General features: G+C 71.6%; 17 protein-coding genes. 14 read left to right on the top strand and 3 right to left on the bottom strand.

Annotated elements, in window-relative coordinates:
• Nucleotides 1-14 precede the first annotated feature (14 nt).
• The 7 genes from OIU81_RS10350 (at nucleotide 15) to OIU81_RS10320 (ending at nucleotide 10,311) form a co-directional block, all read left to right on the top strand.
• A complete protein-coding gene (locus OIU81_RS10350) occupies nucleotides 15-2,933 on the top strand; it encodes a putative bifunctional diguanylate cyclase/phosphodiesterase (RefSeq protein ID WP_443073961.1) in 2,919 nt (972 codons plus the stop codon).
• A 208-nt stretch (nucleotides 2,934-3,141) separates the two neighbouring features.
• Nucleotides 3,142-5,010: an acetolactate synthase large subunit gene (locus OIU81_RS10345; RefSeq protein ID WP_329146096.1), complete on the top strand. Its 1,869-nt coding sequence runs from the start codon at nucleotides 3,142-3,144 to the stop codon at nucleotides 5,008-5,010.
• A 40-nt stretch (nucleotides 5,011-5,050) separates the two neighbouring features.
• A complete protein-coding gene (ilvN, locus tag OIU81_RS10340; RefSeq protein ID WP_030816355.1) occupies nucleotides 5,051-5,575 on the top strand; it encodes an acetolactate synthase small subunit in 525 nt (174 codons plus the stop codon).
• A 106-nt stretch (nucleotides 5,576-5,681) separates the two neighbouring features.
• Nucleotides 5,682-6,680, top strand: coding sequence for a ketol-acid reductoisomerase (ilvC, locus tag OIU81_RS10335; RefSeq protein WP_329146093.1), 999 nt, complete (start codon nucleotides 5,682-5,684; stop codon nucleotides 6,678-6,680).
• Nucleotides 6,681-6,939: 259 nt separating this feature from the next.
• Nucleotides 6,940-8,532: a phosphoglycerate dehydrogenase gene (gene serA, locus OIU81_RS10330; protein ID WP_329146091.1), complete on the top strand. Its 1,593-nt coding sequence runs from the start codon at nucleotides 6,940-6,942 to the stop codon at nucleotides 8,530-8,532.
• 304 nt (nucleotides 8,533-8,836) lie between these two features.
• Nucleotides 8,837-9,526 carry a PRC-barrel domain-containing protein gene (locus tag OIU81_RS10325; RefSeq protein WP_329146089.1) on the top strand — a complete coding sequence of 230 codons (690 nt, stop codon included), beginning with the start codon at nucleotides 8,837-8,839 and terminating at the stop codon, nucleotides 9,524-9,526.
• Between the two features lie 188 nt (nucleotides 9,527-9,714).
• Nucleotides 9,715-10,311 carry a TetR/AcrR family transcriptional regulator gene (locus OIU81_RS10320; RefSeq protein WP_329146087.1) on the top strand — a complete coding sequence of 199 codons (597 nt, stop codon included), beginning with the start codon at nucleotides 9,715-9,717 and terminating at the stop codon, nucleotides 10,309-10,311.
• Between the two features lie 116 nt (nucleotides 10,312-10,427).
• Here the strand turns inward: OIU81_RS10320 and OIU81_RS10315 are convergent, their stop codons facing one another.
• Nucleotides 10,428-11,789, bottom strand: coding sequence for a PucR family transcriptional regulator (locus tag OIU81_RS10315; RefSeq protein ID WP_329146085.1), 1,362 nt, complete (start codon nucleotides 11,787-11,789; stop codon nucleotides 10,428-10,430).
• Nucleotides 11,790-12,051: 262 nt separating this feature from the next.
• Between OIU81_RS10315 and OIU81_RS10310 the strand changes: the two genes are divergently transcribed.
• Together OIU81_RS10310 and pruA are read left to right on the top strand one after the other, a co-directional pair.
• Nucleotides 12,052-12,978: a proline dehydrogenase family protein gene (locus tag OIU81_RS10310; RefSeq protein ID WP_329146083.1), complete on the top strand. Its 927-nt coding sequence runs from the start codon at nucleotides 12,052-12,054 to the stop codon at nucleotides 12,976-12,978.
• 148 nt (nucleotides 12,979-13,126) lie between these two features.
• Nucleotides 13,127-14,758 (top strand): L-glutamate gamma-semialdehyde dehydrogenase, encoded by a 1,632-nt coding sequence (pruA, locus tag OIU81_RS10305; protein WP_329146081.1) that lies wholly within the window; start codon nucleotides 13,127-13,129, stop codon nucleotides 14,756-14,758.
• Between the two features lie 70 nt (nucleotides 14,759-14,828).
• Here the strand turns inward: pruA and OIU81_RS10300 are convergent, their stop codons facing one another.
• Complete coding sequence (locus OIU81_RS10300) at nucleotides 14,829-15,485, bottom strand: Uma2 family endonuclease (RefSeq protein WP_329146078.1); 657 nt, start codon at nucleotides 15,483-15,485, stop codon at nucleotides 14,829-14,831.
• A gap of 352 nt (nucleotides 15,486-15,837) precedes the next feature.
• Here OIU81_RS10300 and OIU81_RS10295 point away from each other — a divergent pair, with 352 nt between their 5' ends.
• The 3 genes from OIU81_RS10295 to OIU81_RS10285 all read left to right on the top strand — a co-directional run bounded on the left by OIU81_RS10295 (nucleotide 15,838) and on the right by OIU81_RS10285 (nucleotide 18,794).
• Nucleotides 15,838-15,969 carry a hypothetical protein gene (locus tag OIU81_RS10295; protein WP_327154627.1) on the top strand — a complete coding sequence of 44 codons (132 nt, stop codon included), beginning with the start codon at nucleotides 15,838-15,840 and terminating at the stop codon, nucleotides 15,967-15,969.
• Nucleotides 15,970-16,289: 320 nt separating this feature from the next.
• Nucleotides 16,290-17,330 (top strand): 3-isopropylmalate dehydrogenase, encoded by a 1,041-nt coding sequence (locus OIU81_RS10290; protein WP_329146074.1) that lies wholly within the window; start codon nucleotides 16,290-16,292, stop codon nucleotides 17,328-17,330.
• 357 nt (nucleotides 17,331-17,687) lie between these two features.
• Entirely contained in the window at nucleotides 17,688-18,794 is a 1,107-nt protein-coding gene (locus OIU81_RS10285) for a branched-chain amino acid aminotransferase (RefSeq protein WP_329146072.1), read from the top strand.
• A 72-nt stretch (nucleotides 18,795-18,866) separates the two neighbouring features.
• Here OIU81_RS10285 and OIU81_RS10280 read toward each other — a convergent pair whose 3' ends face one another.
• Complete coding sequence (locus OIU81_RS10280) at nucleotides 18,867-20,321, bottom strand: cytosine permease (RefSeq protein ID WP_329146070.1); 1,455 nt, start codon at nucleotides 20,319-20,321, stop codon at nucleotides 18,867-18,869.
• 276 nt (nucleotides 20,322-20,597) lie between these two features.
• On the opposite strand from OIU81_RS10280, the gene ureA reads away from it, so the two are divergent.
• Nucleotides 20,598-21,302, top strand: a complete 705-nt coding sequence (gene ureA / locus OIU81_RS10275; protein ID WP_329146068.1) for an urease subunit gamma — start codon at nucleotides 20,598-20,600, stop codon at nucleotides 21,300-21,302.
• Nucleotides 21,299-23,011, top strand: a complete 1,713-nt coding sequence (locus OIU81_RS10270; protein WP_329146065.1) for an urease subunit alpha — start codon at nucleotides 21,299-21,301, stop codon at nucleotides 23,009-23,011. The genes ureA and OIU81_RS10270 overlap by 4 nt, the downstream gene beginning before the upstream one ends.
• Nucleotides 23,012-23,080 lie beyond the last annotated feature (69 nt).

Below are 23,080 nucleotides of genomic sequence, written 5' to 3'. Positions count from 1 at the left end.
AGCAGGAGAATCCGGTGAGCGCCCCGGGGGCGATGCTCTCCCGGCCGCCGGCACCGGCCGGCAATCCGCCGAGCGCGGTGCCGCAGGTCGTCCTCGCCGTGGTCTGCGGCGGCTATGCCGTCGGCGCCGCCTTCGGCTGGGGGTCGCCCGAAGTCGCGGCCTTCATGGGGGACTTCGGCCTCAGCTTCGCGGCACTGCTGGCGGCCGTCTCCTGCGGCCTGTACGCCCGCAAGCGCCGCACCCGCTTCCGCCCCGCCTGGATGCTGTTCGCCGCCTCCTCCGGGATGGCCGGCCTCGGCAACGGCGTATGGGGCTGGTACGAGGTCATCGAGGGGACCACGGTACCCAGCCCCTCCCTGGCCGACTTCTGCTTCCTGCTGTTCGCGCCACCGGCGATCGTCGGTCTGCTGGTGCTCGCCAAGAGGCCGGTGAACAGGGCCGGTTGGGTCTGCCTGGGGCTCGACTCCTGGCTGATCGCCGGGTCGCTGGTCACCCTCTCATGGAGCCTCGCGCTCGCCCACACCGCCCACTTCCAGGGCCGCAGCGTGGCCCAGAGCGCACTGTCGCTGGCCTATCCGCTGCTGGACATCGTGCTGGTGAGCATGGTGCTCGTGCTGCACTTCCGGCGCTCCTCGGTGCACCGCTCGGCGATCAACACCGCGGTCGCGGCCCTGGCGCTGACGGTGCTGTGCGACGCCCTGTTCAGCTCCCCGCTGCTGCGCGAGCACTACCGCTCCGGCCAGATCCTGGACGCCGGATGGTTCGCCGGCTCCATACTCCTCGCGTACGCACCATGGGTCGCCCGCCGCGCGGGCGACGAGTGCACCCAGCAGGAGGCCAGGCCCGCCGCGCGCCGGGCCCCCTCGCACGGCAGCCGTCCCATCGCCGGCTCGCTGGCCGCACTGACCCCGTATCTCGCCGCCGCCGTCTGCACGCTGGGCATCCTCACCAACGTCCTGGACGGCCGGCGCATCGACCGCGTGGTGCTGTTCACCGGCTGCACGGTCGTCCTCGCGCTGGTCGTCCGCCAGGGCATCATGCTGCTCGACAACATCACCCTCACCCAGGAGTTGGCGCAGAAGGAGAACCACTTCCGCTCCCTGGTGCAGGGCTCCAGCGACGTCATCATGATCGCCGCCCCCACCGGTGTGCTCCACTACGTCAGCCCGGCCGCCTCCGGTGTCTACGGGCGCGACGCCGAGGAGCTGGTCGGCTCCGAACTCGCCTCGCTGATCCACCCCGAGGACCTGGGCCGGGTGGTGCACGAGGTCCGCAGATTCCTCGCCGCCACCCCCGAGGACGAACCCACCACCCGGATCGAGTGCCGCTTCCGCGCCGGCGAGCAGCGCTCCGGCGGCGACGGCTGGCTGAACGTCGAGTCCACGGTCAACCGCCACCACGGCGGCCTGATCTTCAACTCCCGCGATGTCACCGAACGCGTCCGGCTGCAGGCCCAGCTCCAGCACAACGCCTCGCACGACGCGCTCACCGACCTGCCCAACCGCGCCCTGTTCACCGAACGCGTCACCCAGGCCGTCACCGGCCGCCGTGCCAGCGACCACGACACCGCCGTGCTCTACATCGACCTCGACGGCTTCAAGCAGGTCAACGACACCATCGGCCACCAGGCCGGCGACGAGCTGCTGATCCAGGCCGCCCGCCGGCTCGGTGATTCGGTGCGCGCCGGGGACATAGCGGCCCGGCTGGGCGGCGACGAGTTCGCCGCGCTGATCACCGGCGACGGCACCCGCGACCCCGCCGCCCGCGAATTCCGGATCCACGAGATCGCCGACCGGCTGCGCATCCGGCTCTCCGATCCGTACCGCATCGACGGCCGTGAGGTGCGGGTGGCGGCCAGCATCGGGGTGGCCTTCGCCGAGCCGGGCGTTAGCCCCGCGGGCCTGCTGCGCAACGCGGACCTCGCGATGTACCGCGCCAAGCAGGCCGGCAAGGGCCGGGTGGAGCTGTACGCCCCGCAGATGCAGACCGAGGTGGCTCACCGTGCCGAGCTCGCCACCAAGCTCCGTACGGCCCTGCACGACGGCGCCTTCTCCCTGCTGCACCAGCCGGTGGTCGAGCTGGCCGGCGGGCGGGTCACCGCGGTCGCGGCGCACGCCCGCTGGCGCTCCGCCCAGGGCATCCTCTTCACCCCCGCGGAGTTCCTGCGGGTCGGCGACCGCGGCCGCTTCACCGAGGACGGCGACCGCGCGGCGGAGCTGGACCGCTGGCAGCTGGAGGCGGCCGTCGAGCAGGCCGCGGCCCGTCATTGCGCCGGCTATCCGGTCCCGGTCGCGGTCCGCCTCCCGGCCCGCCGGCTGCTGGACCAGGCGCTGTCCCCCAAGGGCGTGGAGTCGCTCCTCACCCGGCACGGCCTGCCCTCGCGCGCGCTCGTCCTGGAGCTGTCCGAGAGCGATCCGCGCATTCCGCTGGACGACCTCGAGCGCCGGCTCGTCGCGCTGCGCCGGCTCGGCGTACGGATCGCCCTGGACGGCTTCGGCAGCGGATTCGCCGCCATCAGCGCGCTGCGCAGGCTCCCCGTCGACGTCCTGCGGCTGGACCGCGGGCTGGTCGACGGAGTGGTGGAGTCCGCCCGGCTGCACAAGATCACCGCCGGGCTGCTGCGGATCGCCGGCGACCTGGGCATGCAGTCCGTCGCGGACGGCGTCGATCTGCCCGAGCAGGTGCTCGCCCTGCGCTCCATGGGCTGTACGCACGGCATGGGGACGGCCTTCTCAGGGCCGCTCGACGAACCCCGGCTGCGGCGGTCCCTGACGCACGCCCACTATCCGGTGCCGGACCTCGCGGTCCAGAGCCGGGCGGTGGTGCTCACCGGCAGCGGCCTGCCCGTACGTCAGGGCGGTCCGGCGGGCCCGGAATCGATCGTGCATCCGCCATTGCGCTCAAATAGTGAGACCTCCGTCCCACCCACTTGACACCCGGTGTACGGCGGGGGGAGGGTCTGTGCCATGCGCACCCGAATTCTCGTACTTGGAAAGCGCGTCGGCTGAGGCCGGGTCACTGACGAAACCCGGCTAACCGCACCGACGCGCTCCCCTCGCTTGCCACTTGGCACGGGGGGTTTTTTGTTGCACAGCAACCTCACAAATCCGTCAAAACCCTCAGCTTCGAGAAGAGACGCAGATGACCGAGCAGGCCTCCGGGGCCCACCATCCGCAGCCGCGGGCCCGTACCTCCGGCGGATCGCAGCAGCCCGCCGTCGAGCACGTCACGGGCGCGCAGTCGCTGATCCGTTCGCTCGAGGAGGTCGGGGCCGACACCGTGTTCGGCATTCCCGGCGGCGCGATCCTTCCTGCGTACGACCCGATGATGGACTCCTCGAAGGTCCGGCACGTCCTGGTGCGCCACGAGCAGGGCGCCGGTCACGCCGCGACGGGATACGCGCAGGCCACCGGCAAGGTCGGCGTGTGCATGGCGACCTCGGGCCCGGGTGCCACCAACCTCGTCACCCCGATCGCCGACGCCCACATGGACTCCGTCCCGCTGGTGGCGATCACCGGCCAGGTCGCGTCCAAGGCGATCGGTACGGACGCCTTCCAGGAGGCGGACATCTGCGGCATCACGATGCCGATCACCAAGCACAACTTCCTGGTCACCGACCCCGCCGAGATCCCCCGGACGATCGCCGAGGCGTTCCACATCGCGGCCACCGGCCGGCCCGGCCCGGTCCTGGTCGACATCGCCAAGGACGCCCTCCAGGCACGGACCACCTTCGCCTGGCCGCCGCACACCGAGCTGCCCGGCTACCGCCCGGTGACCAAGCCGCACGCCAAGCAGATCCGCGAGGCCGCCCGGCTGATCGTCGAGTCCAAGCGCCCGGTCCTCTACGTCGGCGGCGGCGTGATGAAGTCCGGCGCCACCGCCGAGCTGAAGGTGCTCGCGGAGCTGACCGGCGCCCCCGTCACCACCACCCTGATGGCGCTGGGCTCCTTCCCCGACAGTCACCCGCAGCACGTCGGGATGCCCGGGATGCACGGTGCGGTCACCGCCGTCACCGCGCTGCAGAAGTCGGACCTGCTGATCACCCTCGGCGCCCGCTTCGACGACCGGGTCACCGGCAAGCTGGACTCCTTCGCGCCGTACGCCAAGGTCGTGCACGCGGACATCGACCCGGCGGAGATCGGCAAGAACCGCGTCGCGGACGTGCCGATCGTCGGTGACGCCCGCGAGGTCATCGCCGATCTGATCGTCGCCGTCCAGGCCGAGTACGACGCCGGCCACCGGGGTGATTACACCGCCTGGTGGAAGGACCTCAACCGCTGGCGCGACACCTACCCGCTGGGCTACGACCTGCCGGACGACGGCACCCTCTCCCCGCAGCAGGTCATCGAGCGGATCGGCAAGCTCGCCCCGGCCGACACCATCTACGCCGCGGGCGTCGGCCAGCACCAGATGTGGGCCGCCCACTTCATCGACTACGAAAAGCCCTCGACCTGGCTGAACTCCGGCGGCGCCGGCACGATGGGCTACGCCGTGCCCGCCGCCATGGGCGCCAAGGCCGGGCAGCCGGACCGCACCGTCTGGGCGATCGACGGCGACGGCTGCTTCCAGATGACCAACCAGGAGCTGGTCACCTGCGCGCTGAACAACATCCCGATCAAGGTCGCGATCATCAACAACGGCGCGCTGGGCATGGTGCGCCAGTGGCAGACCCTCTTTTACAACCAGCGGTACTCCAACACCGTGCTGCACTCCGGCCCCGAGTCCAACGGGCTCGTGACGGCGGGCAAGGCCAGCGGCGGCACCCGCGTCCCGGACTTCGTCAAACTGTCCGAGGCGATGGGCTGTGTCGCGATGCGCTGTGAGGACCCGGCCGAACTCGACGCGGTGATCGCCAAGGCCAATGCCATCAACGACCGCCCGGTCGTGATCGACTTCATCGTGCACGAGGACGCCCAGGTGTGGCCGATGGTCGCCGCCGGCACCTCCAACGACGAGGTCATGGCCGCCCGGGGCGTGCGTCCCGACTTCGGCGACAACGAAGACGACTGAGCCCAGGACGACACGGACGCACGGAAGAAGAGAGAAGACCATGTCCAAGCACACGCTCTCCGTCCTGGTGGAGAACACCCCCGGCATCCTCGCCCGGATCGCCGCACTGTTCTCCCGCCGCGGCTTCAACATCGACTCACTCGCGGTCGGGGTCACCGAACACCCCGACATCTCCCGCATCACCATCGTGGTCAGCGTGGAGTCGCTGCCGCTGGAGCAGGTCACCAAGCAGCTCAACAAGCTCGTCAACGTGCTGAAGATCGTCGAGCTGGAGCCGGGTGCCGCCATCCAGCGCGAGCTGGTCCTGGTGAAGGTCCGCGCCGACAACGAGACCCGCTCGCAGATCGTCGAGATCGTCCAGCTCTTCCGCGCCAAGACCGTGGACGTCTCGCCCGAGGCCGTCACCATCGAGGCCACCGGGTCGAGTGAAAAGCTGGAGGCGATGCTCAAGATGCTGGAGCCGTTCGGCATCAAGGAACTCGTCCAGTCCGGCACGATCGCCATAGGCCGTGGCGCCCGGTCCATCACCGACCGCTCGCTGCGCGCCCTGGACCGTTCGGCCTGATCCCCTCGCCGCGGCGCACATGGACCGCATGGCGAGACCCCCCGCCCTTCCCCGCCCCGCCCGACGTACTGTGTGGGCACCCGCTAGATCCAAGGAGAGACCCGAAGTGGCCGAGCTGTTCTACGACGACGATGCCGACCTTTCCCTCATCCAGAACCGCAAGGTCGCGGTCATCGGCTACGGCAGCCAGGGCCACGCCCACGCGCTGTCGCTGCGGGACTCGGGCGTCGACGTGCGCGTCGGTCTGCACGAGGGTTCCAAGTCCAAGGCCAAGGCCGAGGAGCAGGGCCTGCGAGTGGTCACGCCCGCCGAGGCTGCGGCCGAGGCCGACGTCATCATGATCCTGGTGCCGGACCCGATCCAGGCCAAGGTTTACGAGGAGTCCATCAAGGACCACCTCCAGGACGGCGACGCGCTGTTCTTCGGTCACGGCCTGAACGTCCGCTTCGGCTTCATCAAGGCCCCGGCGAACGTCGACGTGTGCATGGTCGCCCCCAAGGGCCCGGGCCATCTCGTGCGCCGCCAGTACGAGGAGGGCCGCGGCGTGCCGTGCATCGCGGCCGTCGAGCAGGACGCGTCCGGCAACGCCTTCGCGCTGGCGCTGTCCTACGCCAAGGGCATCGGCGGCACCCGCGCCGGCGTCATCAAGACCACCTTCACCGAGGAGACCGAGACCGACCTGTTCGGTGAGCAGGCCGTGCTCTGCGGTGGCGCCTCGGCGCTGGTCAAGGCCGGCTTCGAGACCCTGGTCGAGGCGGGCTACCAGCCGGAGATCGCGTACTTCGAGTGCCTCCACGAGCTGAAGCTGATCGTGGACCTCATGTACGAGGGCGGCCTGGAGAAGATGCGCTGGTCGGTCTCCGAGACCGCCGAGTGGGGCGACTACGTCACCGGCCCCCGCATCATCACCGACCAGACCAAGGCCGAGATGAAGAAGGTGCTTGCCGAGATCCAGGACGGCACCTTCGCCAACAACTGGATGGCCGAGTACAACGCCGGTCTGCCGAAGTACAACGAGTACAAGAAGGCCGACGAGGACCACCTGCTGGAGAGCACGGGCAAGAAGCTCCGCAAGCTCATGAGCTGGGTGGACGACGAGGCGTGAGCCACCGGTCAGGGGGCCGCGGCCCGGCCGACGGCCCCCTGACCCCCGCGCCCCGCAGCGGCGCCCGTCCGCCGCGCGGAACCACGCACGGGTGATCCTTTCGCTTCGGCACAGGACGCGCCCCGCACCGCCACTACACTGCATTGCACAAGCGCGTCAGGCTCACAGCGTCGTGCGTCTTCCACGCGGCTTTCCCCCTTCACCGCCTTCGGCCGTCGGGACGGCCGTCCGCGAAGGACTAGTGAGGACTGAAGACCACGTGAGCTCGAAACCTGTCGTACTCATCGCCGAAGAGCTGTCGCCCGCCACCGTCGACGCCCTCGGGCCGGACTTCGAGATCCGGCACTGCAACGGCGCGGACCGCGCCGAGCTGCTCCCCGCGATCGCCGATGTCGACGCCGTCCTCGTGCGCAGCGCGACGAAGATCGACGCCGAGGCCATCGCCGCCGCCAAGAAGCTGCGGGTCGTCGCCCGCGCCGGCGTCGGTCTGGACAACGTCGACGTCTCCGCCGCCACCAAGGCCGGCGTGATGGTCGTGAACGCCCCGACCTCCAACATCGTCACCGCCGCCGAGCTCGCCTGCGGTCTGCTGGTCGCCACGGCCCGCAACATCCCGCAGGCCAACACCGCCCTGAAGAACGGCGAGTGGAAGCGCAGCAAGTACACCGGTGTCGAGCTCAGCGAGAAGACCCTCGGCGTGGTCGGCCTCGGCCGGATCGGCGTCCTGGTCGCCCAGCGGATGTCGGCGTTCGGCATGAAGGTCGTCGCCTACGACCCTTACGTCCAGCCGGCCCGCGCCGCGCAGATGGGCGTCAAGCTGCTGACCCTCGACGAGCTGCTCGCGGTCTCCGACTTCATCACCGTGCACCTCCCCAAGACGCCCGAGACCGTCGGTCTCATCGGCGACGAGGCGCTGCACAAGGTCAAGCCGTCGGTCCGGATCGTCAACGCCGCGCGCGGCGGGATCGTCGACGAGGCGGCGCTGGCCACCGCGCTCAAGGAGGGCCGGGTGGCCGGCGCGGGCCTGGACGTCTACGCGACCGAGCCCTGCACCGACTCGCCGCTCTTCGAGTTCGACCAGGTCGTCGCCACCCCGCACCTCGGTGCCTCCACGGGCGAGGCGCAGGAGAAGGCCGGTATCTCGGTCGCCAAGTCGGTGCGGCTCGCGCTGGCCGGCGAGCTGGTCCCGGACGCGGTCAACGTCCAGGGCGGAGTGATCGCCGAGGACGTCAAGCCGGGCCTGCCGCTGGCCGAGCGCCTGGGCCGGATCTTCACCGCGCTGGCCGGCGAGGTCGCGATGCGCCTGGACGTCGAGGTGTACGGCGAGATCACCCAGCACGACGTCAAGGTGCTGGAACTCTCCGCGCTCAAGGGCGTGTTCGAGGATGTCGTCGACGAGACGGTGTCCTACGTCAACGCCCCGCTGTTCGCGCAGGAGCGCGGCGTGGAGGTGCGGCTGACGACCAGCAGCGAGTCGCCCGAGCACCGCAATGTGGTGACCGTGCGCGGCACCCTCGCGGGCGGCGACGAGGTGTCGATCTCCGGCACGCTGTCCGGCCACAAGAACATCCAGAAGATCGTCGCGGTCGGTGAGCACTCCATCGATCTGTCGCTCGCCGACCACATGGCCTTCCTGCGCTACAGCGACCGCCCCGGTGTCGTCGGCACCGTCGGCCGGATCCTGGGCGAGGCGGGCATCAACATCGGCGGGATGCAGGTCTCCCGGGCCGATGTCGGTGGCGAGGCGCTGGTCGCGCTGACCGTCGACGACACCATTCCGCCGAATGTGCTCATCGAGATCGCCGAGGAGATCGGCGCGACCTCGGTGCGCGCGGTGAACCTCGGCGACTGACCGTAGGTTTTCGCAGCTCAACGGGCCCGGATGCCGCTTCGGCGGAGTCCGGGCCCGTCGCTGTGCCGGCATCGTACGGCCGCGGCGGCGGTGCGCGACCCGGCCTCCGGCGATCTCCGAGGCGTCCACCATTCACCCGAATGGCGTATCGGAGGGGGAGGTCGTGGAGGCCGCAGGCGCCGCCGTCGGGCCGCCGGAGCCCCGGGCCGGCGGGTCTCTTGCCGAGTCGCTGCCGGGAGGCGCGCGGCGCGCAATGGGTACTGCGCGTGCCCCAGCCGGTGCGTGTGGAAGGAGAGCGGACGCCATGAATGCACCCCTGGGGGACGCCCCGCACAGCCTGACCGGTCTGCAGGTGGTCGATACGGACGGCGTGAAGGTGGGCAAGGTCCAGCAGGTCTACCGGGACGACGCCACCAACGACCCCGAGTGGATCACGGTGCGTACCGGGCTGTTCGGGATGAAGGAGACCTTCATCCCGCTCGCCGGGGCCACCCGGACCGGCGACGAGCTGCACGTTCCGCACGACAAGCACACCATCAAGGCCGCACCGCGGATCGATGTCGACGGCCATCTCGACCCCTCCGAGGAAACCGAGCTCTATCGCCACTACGGGATGCCCCGGCCGGGTGTCTCCGGTCCGGAGGATCCGGAGGAGGCCGCCGGGGAGACGCCGGGTGCGGGCACGGAGGCGTCCGGCCCCGGGCCCGCTCGGGGCGGCGGCGCGGGCACGGCGTCCGGCGCGGGCGCGGCCGGCGTGAAGGACGCCGAGCCGCCCGCCCGGCCCCGGGAGGAGGGCGGCTCCCCGGGCCGGGCGGGCGGCGAGCGCAACAAGCTGGTCGACGGGCCGCTGGCCGGATCGGGCGCCGGGACACGCGCGGGGCCGAGGCCCTCCGGCCGTGACGACGAGGACGCCCTGCGCGGCAGGGAGCAGAAGCCCGAGACCGACCACGGCACGGACCCGGGAGAGGGGTCCGGGCCGGACCGGCTCCGGTAACCGGGTGGGGTGCCCCGGACCGGGGGAGCGGCGGAGGCCGCTGTCGAGCATGCGGCCTCCGCCCGCACACCGTCCCGTCGGTGCGGTCGAGGAAGGCGGCGGACGGGAAAAGGCGGCCGGCGCGGTCATGTACGTACGTCTCATACGTCCGTCCGGTACGTGCGTACAGGCGGCGATAGGCTCCCCTCATGGGACACCGTGAGGACCTTCTGGAGGGCGCCAAACGCTGCCTCCTGGAGAAGGGCTATGCGCGCACCACCGCCCGCGACATCGTGGCCGCCTCCGGCGCCAACCTCGCCTCCATCGGCTACCACTACGGCTCCAAGGACGCCCTGATGCGCCAGGCGGTCATCGCGACCACCGAGGAGTGGGGCGCGGGCCTCGCCCGGATGCCGGCCGCCGGCGACGAGCAGGCGCCGGACGGGGACCCGCTGGGCCGCTTCGCCGCCGTCTGGGACCGGGCCCTGCAACGGATCGCCACACAACCGCAGTTCATCGCGGCACAGGTCGAGGTGCTGGGGCTGCTGCCGCGCGATGCGGCGCTGCGGGAGGCCATCGGCGAGGTCCTCCCGGAGGGCGGCGAGGAGCTCGTCGCGGCATTCGAAGGGGTGCCGGACGCGGAGGTCGATGCCGAGACGGCGCGCGTCGTCGGCTCCTTCTACCGGGCCCTGCTCACCGGCCTGATGGTCCAGTCGCTGCTCGCCCCGGACCGGATGCCCACCGGCCGGGACCTCGCCACCGCGCTGCGCCGGGTCACCGCGGGCGAGGTGCCGGGGCCGGAGTGACCCGGGGCGCGGCGGCTCCCGGGGGGACGGGCCCAGCCGTCGCTCTCACCTGACCGGCCGAAGCGAGCCGCACCGGCGAGCCGCACCGGCGGGCCGGCCGATCGGGCCGGCCCCGCTCACAGCCGTGCCGCCTTGAGTGCCATGTGCAGCAGCAGCCGGTGCTCCCCGTCGTCCAGGTCGAGGCCGGTGAGCTTCTCCACGCGGCCCAGCCGGTAGTAGAGCGTCTGGCGGTGGATGCCCAGCAGCTGTGCGGTCCGGCTCGCCTGCCCCGCGCAGTCGAGGAACACCTCGGCGGTGCGGGCGAGTTCGGCATGCGCGGGGGCCAGCAGCGGGCCGATGACCGGGTCGGGTGCGGGGTCCGGCAGCGTGGTCAGCATGCGGTACGCGCCGATCGCGTCCCACTGGGTGACCGGGCCCAGCCGGGGCTCGGCGCGGGCCGCGCGGGCCGCGTCCAGCGCTTCCCGCCAGGTGGCCGGGAGCGCGGTCAACTCGGCGGTGCCGGCGCCGATTCCGGCGGCGCCCGGCCCGAGCGGCGTGGGCTGCCCGCCGCCGGCCGCCGGGGTGCCCCGCGCCGCCGACGCCCCGGCCGGGCCCGCGCCCGCGCGCGGGGAGCGCAGCAGCTGCTCGGCCACCGCATGGGCCGGGGAGAGCGCACCGGCCGCGCGCAGCCGTACCAGCGCGGCCAGGGCGGGGACGGCCGCCGCGGGCCGTGGCCGGTCCGCGGCCCCGGAGCGGCCGCCCGGTCCCGTGCCGTGCTCGGCGCCGGTCCTGGCCGCGTCCCCGGCCGGGCCGCCTTCCGGGCCGCCGCCCGCGGGCAGGGCGCACGCGGCGAGCAGGCCCGGCAGGCCCGGCAGCGGCGCGGTGTCGGTGTCCGAGGTCTCCCAGGGCAGCACCGCGACCAGCGTGAGCGGGGCGCCCGGGGTGTAGCGCAGGCCCTCGCGCAACGCCTCGCGCAGGGCGGCCGCCGCGGCCGGCCGCCCGGCCGCCGGCGCCTCCAGCAACTCCCGCAGCAGATCGCCGAGTTCGGACCCGGCGCGGGCCTCGTCGGCCAGCAGTGCGCCGATCCGGGAGGCGGTCTCCATCGCCTGCGCGATCCGCGGGTCGGGCGGCGCGCCCCGGCCGCCCAGTTCGAGGTCGGTCAGATGCCCGTCGTCCAGCAGCCAGACATAGCCGTGCACGATGCCTCGATGGCGTACGGGCAGGCAGATCCGCCCCCGGAAGACCCCGGCGGCCGGGTCCGGCGGAATGCGCAGCGCCGTCCTTGCGCGGGCGATCCCGAAGGCCTCGAACCAGGCCCGTACCGCCGCCGACGAACGGCGCTGCAGGATCGAGCGGGTGCGCACCGGGTCCATGACCTCGTCGTCGTCGCCCTCGTGCGCCCCGAACGCGATCAGTCCGAAATCCCGGTCCTCCAGCGTCGCCGGGGCGCCGAGCGCCGCCGAGATTTCGTCCACGAGCTGCTGGTAGTCGCCCCGCATCCGCCGTCCGGCTCCTCTCCCTGGTGCCACCCCACCGGCATCTCCGGCATCTTCGACAACTGTCACACCACAGTCATCGCTGGCATCGGTTCCTTCCCCTCATTCTCATACATCTGTCTGAGATCCCGACCACGAAGGCGTGACAGCTGTCGATGGCCGGGAAGTGGCGCGATCCTTAAGTTTCAGGTGGCTCAATCTTGCCGACGCGTTCGCCCGGTCCGGGGTCCGCACGGCACGTGTCCCCTGAATCGTGGAGGTGCCCATGCTGGGTCCCGTGCTTCTCGCCGCAGCGCGCAGCGACAGCATCCGCCGCATCGTCGCGGCCGCTCCGGTCACCCGCCCCGTCGTGGACCGGTTCGTCGCCGGCGAGCGGCTGGACGAGTCGATGGCGGCCGTGCGGTCGCTCGCCGCCCGGGGCCTGGAGGTCACCCTCGACCACCTGGGCGAGGACATCACCGACCCGGCCGAGGCGCTGCGCAACCGCGATGCCTACCTCCAGCTGGCCGCGGCTCTCAAGGAGCACGGACTCGGCGTCAAGGCCGAGATGTCGGTCAAGCTGTCCGCTTTCGGGCAGGCGCTGTCCGGCGGCCACGAGCTGGCGCTGAAGAATGTCCGGCCGGTGGTCGAGGCCGCCGCCGAGGCCGGTACGACCCTGACCCTCGACATGGAGGACCACACCACGGTCGACTCCACCCTGGCGATCCTCGCCGATCTGCGCGAGCAGTTCCCGCAGACCGGTGCGGTGCTGCAGTCCTACCTCTTCCGTACCGAGGACGACTGCCGTGCGCTCGCCGGGGAGGGCTCCCGGGTACGGCTGGTCAAGGGCGCGTACAAGGAGCCCGCGAGCGTCGCCTTCCAGGACAAGCGGGAGGTGGACAGGGCGTATGTGCGCTGTCTGAAGATCCTGATGGCGGGGGAGGGCTACCCCATGATCGGGTCGCACGACCCGCGGATGGTGGCCATCAGCCAGGAGCTGGCGCACCGCAACGGCCGCAAGCCCGCCGACTACGAATTCCAGATGCTCTACGGCATCCGCGAGGCGGAGCAGCAGCGGCTGGTCGCCGAGGGGCACCGTATGCGGGTGTACATCCCCTACGGCACCGACTGGTACGGCTACTTCATGCGCCGGCTCGCCGAGCGCCCCGCGAACCTCGGATTCTTCCTGAGGTCGCTGGCGACCCGCGGCTGAGAGCCCCACGGAGGCCGGCGCGGGTGGATGCTGGAAGCCCGGGGTGCACACCCGGACGGCGCCGCCCGCAGTCGCCCCTCCGACGCGGCCGCGGCCGCACCACGACGTACGACAACCGACGAGCGAAATCGAAGGAGACACGGCCGCTATGGACGCTGTGACCCAGGTCCCCGTGCCGGTGAACGAGCCGGTCCACACCTACGCCCCCGGCAGCCCGGAGCGTTCCCGTCTGGAGGCCAAGCTCAAGGAGCTGGCCGGCAACCCGATCGAGCTGCCGATGACCATCGGCGGTGAGCGCCGGATGGGCGGCGGCGAGCGCTTCGACGTCGTCCAGCCGCACCACCACTCGGCCCGCCTCGGCACGTACGCCAACGCCACCGTCAAGGACGGCCAGGACGCGGTCGACGCCGCGCTGGCCGCCGCCCCGGCCTGGCGCGCGCTGTCCTTCGACGACCGCGCCGCGATCATCCTCAAGGCCGCCGACCTGCTCTCCGGTCCCTGGCGCGAGACGATGGCCGCCGCCACCATGCTCGGCCAGTCCAAGACCGTCCAGCAGGCCGAGATCGACACCCCCTGCGAGCTCATCGACTTCTGGCGCTTCAATGTGCACTTCGCACGCCAGATCCTCGCCGAGCAGCCCCCGGCGAACTCCCCGGGCGTCTGGAACCGCTCGGACCACCGCCCCCTCGAAGGCTTCGTCTACGCGATCACGCCGTTCAACTTCACCGCGATCGCCGGCAACCTCCCGACCGCGCCCGCCCTCATGGGCAACGTCGTGGTCTGGAAGCCGTCCCCGACGCAGACCTACGCGGCCGTGCTGCTGATGCAGCTGCTGGAGGAGGCCGGACTGCCCAAGGGCGTCATCAACCTCGTCACCGGCGACGGCAAGGACGTCTCCGAGGTCGCGCTGACCCACCCGGACCTCGCCGGCATCCACTTCACCGGTTCGACCAAGACCTTCCAGTACCTGTGGAAGACGGTCGGCAACAACATCGAGAACTACAAGACCTACCCGCGGCTCGTCGGCGAGACCGGCGGCAAGGACTTCATCGTCGCCCACCCCTCGGCCGACCGCGGCGTGCTGAAGACCGCCATGACCCGTGGTGCCTTCGAGTTCCAGGGCCAGAAGTGCTCCGCGGCCTCCCGCGCCTACGTTCCCGCGTCGCTGTGGAACGCCGGCCTCAAGGAGGAGTTCGCCGCCGAGGTCGACGCCCTGTCCATGGGCGACGTCTCGGACCTGTCGCACTTCATGTCCGCCGTCATCGACGCGCGCTCCTTCGCCAAGAACAAGGCGGCGATCGACCGTGCCAAGGCCGACCCGACCGTCGAGGTCGTGGCCGGCGGTACGTACGACGACAGCGAGGGCTACTTCGTCCGCCCGACGGTCCTGGTCTCCACCGACCCGGAGAACGAGATCTTCAAGGACGAGTACTTCGGCCCGATCCTCGGCGTCTACGTCTACGACGACGCCGACTACGACGCGATGCTCACCCAGATGGAGTCCGCCTCGGCGTACGGCCTGACCGGTTGCGTCATCGCCCAGGACCGTGCCGAGGCTGCCCGCACCTGTGAGCTGCTGCGCTTCGCGGCCGGCAACTTCTACATCAACGACAAGCCGACCGGCGCCGTCGTCGGCCAGCAGCCCTTCGGTGGCGGCCGTGCGTCCGGCACCAACGACAAGGCCGGCGCCAAGCAGAACCTGATGCGCTGGACCTCGACCCGCTCCATCAAGGAGACCCTGGTCCCGCCGACGGACTACCGCTACCCGCACATGGGCTGACCCACGGGCGGCACGCACGCCGACGGCCTGGCACCCCTCTCCCCAGGGGTGCCGGGCCGTCGGCGTCGCGTCAGGCGGTGCGCGGCGGGCCGGTGATGGACTCGGTGATGGTGAAGCCCTTGGCGGGGCCTTCGGGGATGGTGATTTCGGTGCCGTACGCGACACAGTGCGCGTCGGTGTAGACCCCGTCGTCGGGGCGGGGCGAGGTGAGCACGCTCACGGTGCCGTGGTCGTCGTAGTCGTCGACGAGAACGTAGACCGGGATGCCGGCGCGGGCGTAGGCACGGCGCTTGCGTTCACGGTCGCGTTCAAGGCCGTCGTGGCCTGGAGAGACCACCTCGACGATCATCTGCACGGCGGACGCTTTGATGCCGATACCGTCGTCGGTGACATGCTCCTCGGGATCTTCCGGCACGACGAAGCAATCGGGGATCCATACCTTGCGATCGTGGACGACATTCATGTCCTGGCGTGCCACGTACTCACTTTCTGCCAGGAACACCACCAGCTTGTCCCGCAAGCAGTTGGCGATCTGACCGTGTGCAAAACGTCCGGTGGGCGACACCTCGATGGACCCCTCGATGATCTCGGCGTGGAAGCCCTCGGGGAGTTCCATGGCTTTCCATGCCTGCCACAGGACCTCGTCGAGTGCGGATCCGGGCGTCGTGGTCTCCGGGGTCGTGATGTCCGGCGTGGTCACGGGCGCCTCCTGCGCGAGCGCGGTCATGGTGCAGCACCTCCTCCTAAGTGTGGGCGGGCTCGTCCTCGTGGCACAAGCGACACCGCCAAGCTAGGAAGCCGGGCACGCCCTCGACCTGCGGATGTCCGTAGATCACTCATTCGAGTACACGGTCGCCGTCTCAGATAGTAGGAAGCCCAAGTAATTGTGCAGACATCACGGCCGAGCTGTCCTAGCGTTGTAGGAAGCCGAACGTAGCGCTCCATCGAGCGATTGCGGATGCGGCCCGGTGCGCAAGCGCAGGTGACCCCTGCCGTGCCGAGGCCCCCGCCTTTTCCGGCCGCTTCTGGATCGACGCATCCCATTTCTTCTCGGGGCTCTGGCATTGGAGACGTGCATCATGGCCGAGACTGCTGTCCGCAGGACCCGTCACTCCGTCCGGACGACCAGCGAAGCCGACCGCAGGAACGCGGCGGCCGCCCTGCAGCGTGCCCTCGACCGCCGGGACAACGGCGGCTCCACCGGGCACTGAGATGCTGCGCGTGCGAAGCGGGTCCGTGCTGACCAGGCCGGCCTCGGTGCCGTGCCGCTGCTGCTGGCGGATCCGGCTGTCCGTGGCCCGCTGGCTCTTCCTGTCCTGACCCTCAGGGGCGCCCGGATCCCGGGCGCCCCTGCCTGCGCGAAGCGGGGCGGCTCACCGTGAGCGGGCCCTCGCCGGCGTGCAGAGGGAAGACGGGTTCTGACCGGGGGTCACCTGTGGAGGTACGGCGCGGGCGGTCGGCCGGCGGCTCGTATGTCCGTATGGCGGACGTTACGTGTCAAACAATGGGACGGACGAGTAGGGTCCGCAGCATGTCTCGCAGCATTCGCCTCGCAGTGATCCCCGGTGACGGTATCGGCCAGGAAGTCGTGGCCCAGGGCCTGAAGGTCCTGACCGCGGTCCTCCCGCAGGACGTCAAGCTGGAAACCAAGGAGTACGACCTCGGTGCCCGGCGATGGCATGCGACCGGTGAGACCCTGCCGGACGAGGAGCTGGAGTCGCTCAAGCAGCACGACGCGATCCTGCTCGGTGCGATCGGTGACCCGTCCGTGCCCTCCGGTGTGCTGGAGCGCGGGCTGCTGCTCAAGCTCCGCTTCGCCTTCGACCACTTCGTGAACCTGCGCCCGTCGAAGCTCTTCCCGAACACCTCCACCCCGCTCGCCGGCCGCCCCGACATCGACTTCGTGGTGGTGCGCGAGGGGACCGAGGGCCCGTACACCGGCAACGGCGGCTCGCTGCGCACCGGCACCCCCGCCGAGGTCGCCACCGAGGTCAGCCTCAACACCGCCTACGGCGTGGAGCGCGTGGTCCGCGACGCGTACGAGCGGGCCAACGCCCGCCCCCGCAAGAAGCTGACGCTGGTGCACAAGAACAACGTGCTGGTGTACGCGGGCCACATGTGGAAGAACATCTTCGACAAGGTCGGCCGGGAGTACCCCGAGGTCACCACGGACTACCTGCATGTCGACGCCGCGACGATCTTCTTCGTCACCCAGCCCGAGCGGTTCGACGTGATCGTCACCGACAACCTCTTCGGCGACATCCTCACCGACCTCGCCGCGGCCGTCACCGGCGGTATCGGCCTGGCCGCCTCCGGGAACATCAACCCGACCGGCGAGTTCCCCTCGATGTTCGAGCCGGTGCACGGCTCCGCCCCCGACATCGCGGGCACCGGCAAGGCCGACCCGACGGCGACCGTCCTCTCGGTGGCCCTGCTGCTGCGCCACCTCGGCTACGCGCCGCAGGCCGCCCGCATCGAGGAGGCCGTCGTGGCCGATCTTCAGGCCCGCGGCGACGCGCCGCGCAGCACCGAGGAGACCGGCGACGCCCTCGCCGCGCGAGTAGCGGGCTGAGGCCCGCAGCAGCGCACACGCACCGCCGACAGCGCCGGGCCGGGACGGACACGTCCAGGTCCGGCGCTGTACGTCGTGACCCGCTCCGCGCCGCGGCCCGGCGGGGTGCGACCATCGGACCCGGAGCGCGCACACGGTTCCGGCGGCCGGGGGCCACGAGCGATAATCGGACGTGGCATCGCCGCCCGCGAGAACTCGGACGTCCCCAGCACGACCGGTACGTTCAAGAACTGCCGTGAGCGCGGCCGTACAAACCGCACCGGTGCCGCATGGTGGGGGCCGACCCCCTCACCCCCCGGCCGGAGGGTTGGGCCGGTGACGAGCGGTATCGGAACACGCAGTGAAGGACATGCACTCATGACGACGCCCACGATCGAGCTCAAGCCCTCCTCGCATCCGCTGTCCGACGCGGAGCGGGAGCAGATCCTGGCCGCCCCCGGCTTCGGCCGCCACTTCACCGACCACATGGTGACGGTCAAGTGGACCGAGGGCCGCGGCTGGCACGACGGCCAGCTCGTGCCCTACGGACCGCTCTCGCTCGACCCGGCGACCAATGTCCTGCACTACGCGCAGGAGATCTTCGAGGGCCTCAAGGCCTACCGGCAGCCCGACGGCTCCGTCGCCAGCTTCCGCCCCGATGCCAACGCCCGGCGCTTCCAGGCCTCCGCGCGCCGGCTGGCCATGCCGGAGCTGCCCGTCGAGACCTTCATCGAGGCGTGCGACGCGCTCGTGGGGCAGGACAAGGACTGGGTGCCCGCGCACGGCGGCGAGGAGTCGCTCTACCTGCGCCCGTTCATGATCGCGACCGAGGTCGGCCTCGGCGTGAAGCCGGCCAACGAGTACCTCTTCGTGGTGATCGCCTCGCCGGCCGGTGCCTACTTCCCCGGCGGCGTCCAGCCGGTCTCCATCTGGCTGTCCGAGAACCGGGTGCGGGCCGTCCCCGGCGGTATGGGTGACGCCAAGACCGGCGGCAACTACGCCGCCTCGCTGCTGGCGCAGGCCGAGGCCGCCGCCCAGGGCTGTGACCAGGTCGCCTACCTCGACGCCGTGGAGCACACGTGGGTCGAGGAGCTCGGCGGGATGAACCTGTACTTCGTGTACGAGGACGCCTCCGCGGGCAGCGTCAAGATCGTCACGCCCACGCTGACCGGCTCCCTCCTCGCCGGTATCACCCGTGACTCGCTGCTGTCCGTCGCCTGCGATCTCGGCTACGCCTCGGAAGAGGCCCGGATCTCCATCGGCCAGTGGAAGGCCGACACCGAGAACGGCACCCTCACCGAGGTCTTCGCCTGCGGCACCGCCGCGGTGATCACCCCGGTCGGCACGGTCAAGAGCGCGGGCGGGGAGTGGACCCAGTCCGACGGTGAGCCCGGCAAGGTCACCCTCAGGCTGCGCGAGGCGCTCCTGGACATCCAGCGCGGCGTCGCAAAGGACACGCACGGCTGGATGCACCCCCTGGGCTGATCCGGACCGGGTCGCGGCCTCCCGCCCCTCCGGGGCCGGGGGGTTTGCGGCCTTTTGCCCGGCTGGGCCCGCTCAGCCGGCCTCCGCGGGGGCGTGCGCCGCGGCGGCCGGGGCGGCGGGCGCCCGGGTGGCCGCCGCGGTGGCCGGGCGCGGCTCGCGGGCGGTGAGGGCCAGGTAGGCGAGCCCGCCCACGGCCGCCGCGAGCAGGAAGCTGAGGTCGATGCCGCCGGTCAGGGGCAGCAGCGGCCCCTGGTAGAACGGCGTGTCCACGCCCAGCACGCCGACCACCGAGCCCAGCGCCCAGGCGGCGCCGGCCCGGACGTGCCAGCCCGCCCGGTACCAGTACACGCCGCCGCGGGTGCCGCGGTTGTAGACCTGGAGGGACTCCGGGTCGTAGGCGCCGCGGCAGCGGACGAAGCCGATCACGGTGATCACCGCCCAGGGCGTGCCGACGGCCGTCATCAGCAGCACGAACGAGGTCATCGCGTCCTGCGCGGCCCACAGGAAGTGACCGGCGTAGACCAGCACGGTCGAGACCACGGCGACGACCGAGGTGGCCCGGGTGCGGGTGGCGCGCGGCAGGATCGCGTCCAGGTCCAGGCCCATGCTGTAGAGCATCAGACCGGCGTTGCCGACCGAGCCCGCCGAGGCGTTGAGCAGCAGGAACGCCAGGTACCAGAAGGGGGCGCCGGCCACCAGCGGGCCCGCGTAGTCGGTGCCCGCGCCCACGGCGAGCGCGGTGAACGTACCGAACAGCTGCGGCACCAGCAGACCCACCACCAGCCCCAGACAGGTGGCGCCGAAGACCTTCCGGCTGCTGTGCCGGCGCGGGGAGATATAGCGGCTGTAGTCCCCGAGCAGGGTGATGAACGCGATCGGGCCGCTCAGTCCCGCGGAGACGGCGGCCAGCAGCCAGGTCTGCCAGAAGCCGCCCAGCAGGTACGAACTGCCGTGCGGCGGCGCGGTGGTGAAGGTGCCGGCGTACGCGACGATGCCGACGGCCAGCAGCACGGTCAGGCCCAGGGCGAGCACCTTGCTCAGCCGCAGCAGCACCCGGTAGCCGTAGACCGCGCCGAGGGTGGTGGCGCCGGCCAGCAGGGCGTAGACCACGGCGTAGGCCGCGCCGCCGGCCGGCAGTCCGACGAGCCGGTGCAGCACGCCGACGACCGCGTCCCCGCCGACCCACAGCGTCAGCGCGGTGTAGCCGAGCGACAGCAGCAGACCGATGACCGAGCCGATGAGGCGGCCGCGCACCCCGAAGTGAGCGCCGCTGCTGGTGGACAGGTTGGTGGCGCTGCGCAGCGAGACCAGGGCGAGCGGGGCGGTCAGCAGGGTGCCGGCGACGGTGCCGGCCACCAGGGACGTCACCGAGGGCCAGAAGCCGAGCCCGAAGGAGACCGGGAGCCAGCCGAAGATCACCACACCGAGGGCGAGGTTCGACCCGAGCAGGATCGAGACGAGATCACGGGGGCCGCTGGTGCGTTCCTCGTCCGGGACGGTGTCGACTCCGCGTTGTTCGATCGGCATGAGGGCTCCCCTGAGAGGCCGGACAACAGTAGGTGAGCGGTGCCGCTGTGGCCGCCGTTCGGTGGGCGCGGTGCTCCGTGCTCCGCGTCCGCAGGACGGCAGTGCCGCGCGCACCGGGCGCCGCGGGCGGCGAGGTCATTTAGAGCGTCGCTCTAGCGCCTCGCGTCGCGGGAATAGCGCCCAATGTCGCTCACCCACTTGCCCGCGGTCAATGCTTTCCCCGGCGCGAATTTCATGGTTAGAGTGGCGCTCTAACCAACCGGGAGGTGTGACGGGATGCGGTTGACTCCGACGGAACGCGATCGGCTGCTGCTCTTCGGCGCGGCCGAACTGGCCCGGACCCGCCGGGCCCGCGGACTGCGGCTGAATGTGCCCGAGGCGACCGCGCTGATCGCGGACACCGTCTGCGAGGCGGCGCGGGACGGGCGCCGCCTCGCGCAGGCCATCGAGGCCGCCCGCGGCGTGCTCGGCCCGGACGATGTGCTGCCGGGCGTGGCCGAGGTCGTCACCGAGGTGCACGTCGAAGCCGTCTTCGACGACGGATCCCGGCTCGCGGTGGTCGGCGACCCGATCGGGGCCGGGCCCGCGTCCGGCCGTGGCGACGCGGCGTCCGCGCCCGGTGCGGTGCTGCCCGGCCCGGCCGGCCGGGGGCCGGCGCCCGAGGTGGTGCTGACCGTGCGCAACACCGCGACGGTGCCCATCAGCGTCACCTCGCACTTCCACTTCTTCGAGGTCAACCCCCGGCTGGCCTTCGACCGCGCGGCCGCGTACGGCATGCGGCTGTGCGTCCCGGCCGGCTCGTCGGTGCGGTTCGACCCCGGCGGCGCCGAGGAGGTCGGGCTGGTCCCGATCGGCGGCGACCGGATCGCGATCGGCTTCGCCGGCCTGGTGGACGGCCCGCTGGACGCGCCGGGCGCGAAGACGGAAGCGCTGCGGCGGGCCGCCGCCTGCGGCTACCTGGGAGCGGAGGAGCGGGCATGACGGGCGGCATCGATCCCCACGAGTACGCGTCGGTGCACGGCCCGCGGGCCGGTGACCGGGTCGTCCTCGGCGACTCGGGCCTGGTCGTCCGGGTCGAGTCCGACGCCCAGAAGCCCGGCGACGAGTTCCTGGCCGGCTTCGGCAAGACCGCCCGCGACGGGCTGCACCTCAAGGCCGCCGCGGTCCGCGAGACCTGCGATGTGGTGATCAGCAACGTGCTGGTCATCGACGCGGTGCAGGGCATCCGCAAGGTGTCCGTCGGCATCCGCGAGGGCCGCATCCACGCGATCGGCCGGGCCGGCAACCCCGACACCCTCGACGGCGTCGATGTCGTCGTCGGCACCGGTACCTCGATCGTCTCCGGCGAGGGCATGATCGCTACCGCGGGTGCCGTCGACACCCATGTCCATCTGCTCTCGCCGCGCGTCATGGAGGCCTCCCTGGCCTCCGGCGTGACCACGATCATCGGCCAGGAATTCGGCCCGGTGTGGGGCGTCGGCGTCAACTCGCCCTGGGCGCTGGGCCATGCCTTCGGCGCCTTCGACGCCTGGCCGGTCAACATCGGCTTCCTGGGCCGCGGTTCCTCCTCGGGGGAGGCCCCGCTGGTCGAGGCGCTCGCCGAGGGCGGTGCCTGTGGCTTCAAGGTGCACGAGGACATGGGGGCGCACGCCCGCGCCCTGGACACCGCGCTGCGCGTCGCCGAGGACCATGACGTCCAGGTCGCGCTGCACAGCGACGGCCTCAACGAATGCCTCTCCGTCGAGGACACCCTGCGCGTCCTGGACGGCCGCACCATCCACGCCTTCCACATCGAGGGCTGCGGCGGCGGCCACGTCCCCAACGTCCTGAAGATGGCCGGCGTCCCGAACGTCATCGGCTCCTCCACCAACCCCACCCTGCCCTTCGGACGGGACGCGGTCGCCGAGCACTACGGCATGATCGTCTCGGTCCACGACCTGAAGACCGATCTGCCGGGTGACGCCGCCATGGCCCGCGACCGGATCCGGGCCGGCACGATGGGCGCCGAGGACGTGCTGCACGACCTCGGGGCGATCGGCATCACCTCCTCCGACGCCCAGGGCATGGGCCGCGCGGGCGAGACGGTCCGGCGCACCTTCGCGATGGCCGGCAAGATGAAGGCCGAGCTGGGGCCCCTTCTTCCCCGGAACGGGGAGGCCGGGGACGGCCCGCACGACGACAACGCGCGGGTGCTGCGCTACGTCGCCAAGCTCACCATCAACCCCGCCCTCGCCCACGGTCTCGCGCACGAGATCGGGTCGATCGAGGTCGGCAAGATGGCCGACCTCGTGCTGTGGAAGCCGCAGTTCTTCGGTGCCAAGCCGCAGCTGGTGCTGAAGTCAGGGTTCCCCGCCTACGGGGTCACCGGCGACCCGAACGCCGCCACCGACACCTGTGAACCCCTGGTGCTGGGGCCGCAGTTCGGGGCGTACGGCGCGACCCCGGCGGAGATCTCCGTGGCCTTCGTCGCCCGCGCCGCGGCCGAACAGGGCGGTGACGGGATGCCCACCCGCCGCCGCCGGGTCGCCGTCCGCGGCACCCGCGGCATCGGCCCCGGCAACCTCGTCCACAACTCCCGGGTCGGTCAGGTGCAGGTCGACGGGGGCAGCGGCCTGGTCACCCTCGACGGCGACCCGATGCGCTCGGAGCCGGCCGACACCGTCTCGCTGTCCCGCCTCTACTTCCTGTGAACACGTCCCTGTGAACACGTCCCCGTGCACACGTCCCTGTGAACCGGCCCGCCCGTCACCCCGTTACCG

Source organism: Streptomyces sp. NBC_01454, assembly GCF_036227565.1.
Classification (GTDB): Bacteria; Actinomycetota; Actinomycetes; order Streptomycetales; family Streptomycetaceae; genus Streptomyces.
The sequence above is the reverse complement of the archived record's forward strand: the minus strand, read 5'-3'. Positions and strand labels throughout refer to the sequence as shown.

Coding starts and splice junctions, on each gene's coding strand:
- ilvN (WP_030816355.1), top strand. CDS start 5,051: ATGTCCAAGCACACGCTCTCCGTCCTGGTGGAGAACACCCCCGGCATC.
- OIU81_RS10270 (WP_329146065.1), top strand. CDS start 21,299: ATGACGGGCGGCATCGATCCCCACGAGTACGCGTCGGTGCACGGCCCG.
- OIU81_RS10295 (WP_327154627.1), top strand. CDS start 15,838: ATGGCCGAGACTGCTGTCCGCAGGACCCGTCACTCCGTCCGGACGACC.
- ureA (WP_329146068.1), top strand. CDS start 20,598: ATGCGGTTGACTCCGACGGAACGCGATCGGCTGCTGCTCTTCGGCGCG.
- OIU81_RS10300 (WP_329146078.1), bottom strand. CDS start 15,485: ATGACCGCGCTCGCGCAGGAGGCGCCCGTGACCACGCCGGACATCACG.
- pruA (WP_329146081.1), top strand. CDS start 13,127: ATGGACGCTGTGACCCAGGTCCCCGTGCCGGTGAACGAGCCGGTCCAC.
- OIU81_RS10315 (WP_329146085.1), bottom strand. CDS start 11,789: ATGCGGGGCGACTACCAGCAGCTCGTGGACGAAATCTCGGCGGCGCTC.
- OIU81_RS10290 (WP_329146074.1), top strand. CDS start 16,290: ATGTCTCGCAGCATTCGCCTCGCAGTGATCCCCGGTGACGGTATCGGC.
- OIU81_RS10320 (WP_329146087.1), top strand. CDS start 9,715: ATGGGACACCGTGAGGACCTTCTGGAGGGCGCCAAACGCTGCCTCCTG.
- OIU81_RS10310 (WP_329146083.1), top strand. CDS start 12,052: ATGCTGGGTCCCGTGCTTCTCGCCGCAGCGCGCAGCGACAGCATCCGC.
- OIU81_RS10325 (WP_329146089.1), top strand. CDS start 8,837: ATGAATGCACCCCTGGGGGACGCCCCGCACAGCCTGACCGGTCTGCAG.
- OIU81_RS10280 (WP_329146070.1), bottom strand. CDS start 20,321: ATGCCGATCGAACAACGCGGAGTCGACACCGTCCCGGACGAGGAACGC.
- OIU81_RS10285 (WP_329146072.1), top strand. CDS start 17,688: ATGACGACGCCCACGATCGAGCTCAAGCCCTCCTCGCATCCGCTGTCC.
- OIU81_RS10345 (WP_329146096.1), top strand. CDS start 3,142: ATGACCGAGCAGGCCTCCGGGGCCCACCATCCGCAGCCGCGGGCCCGT.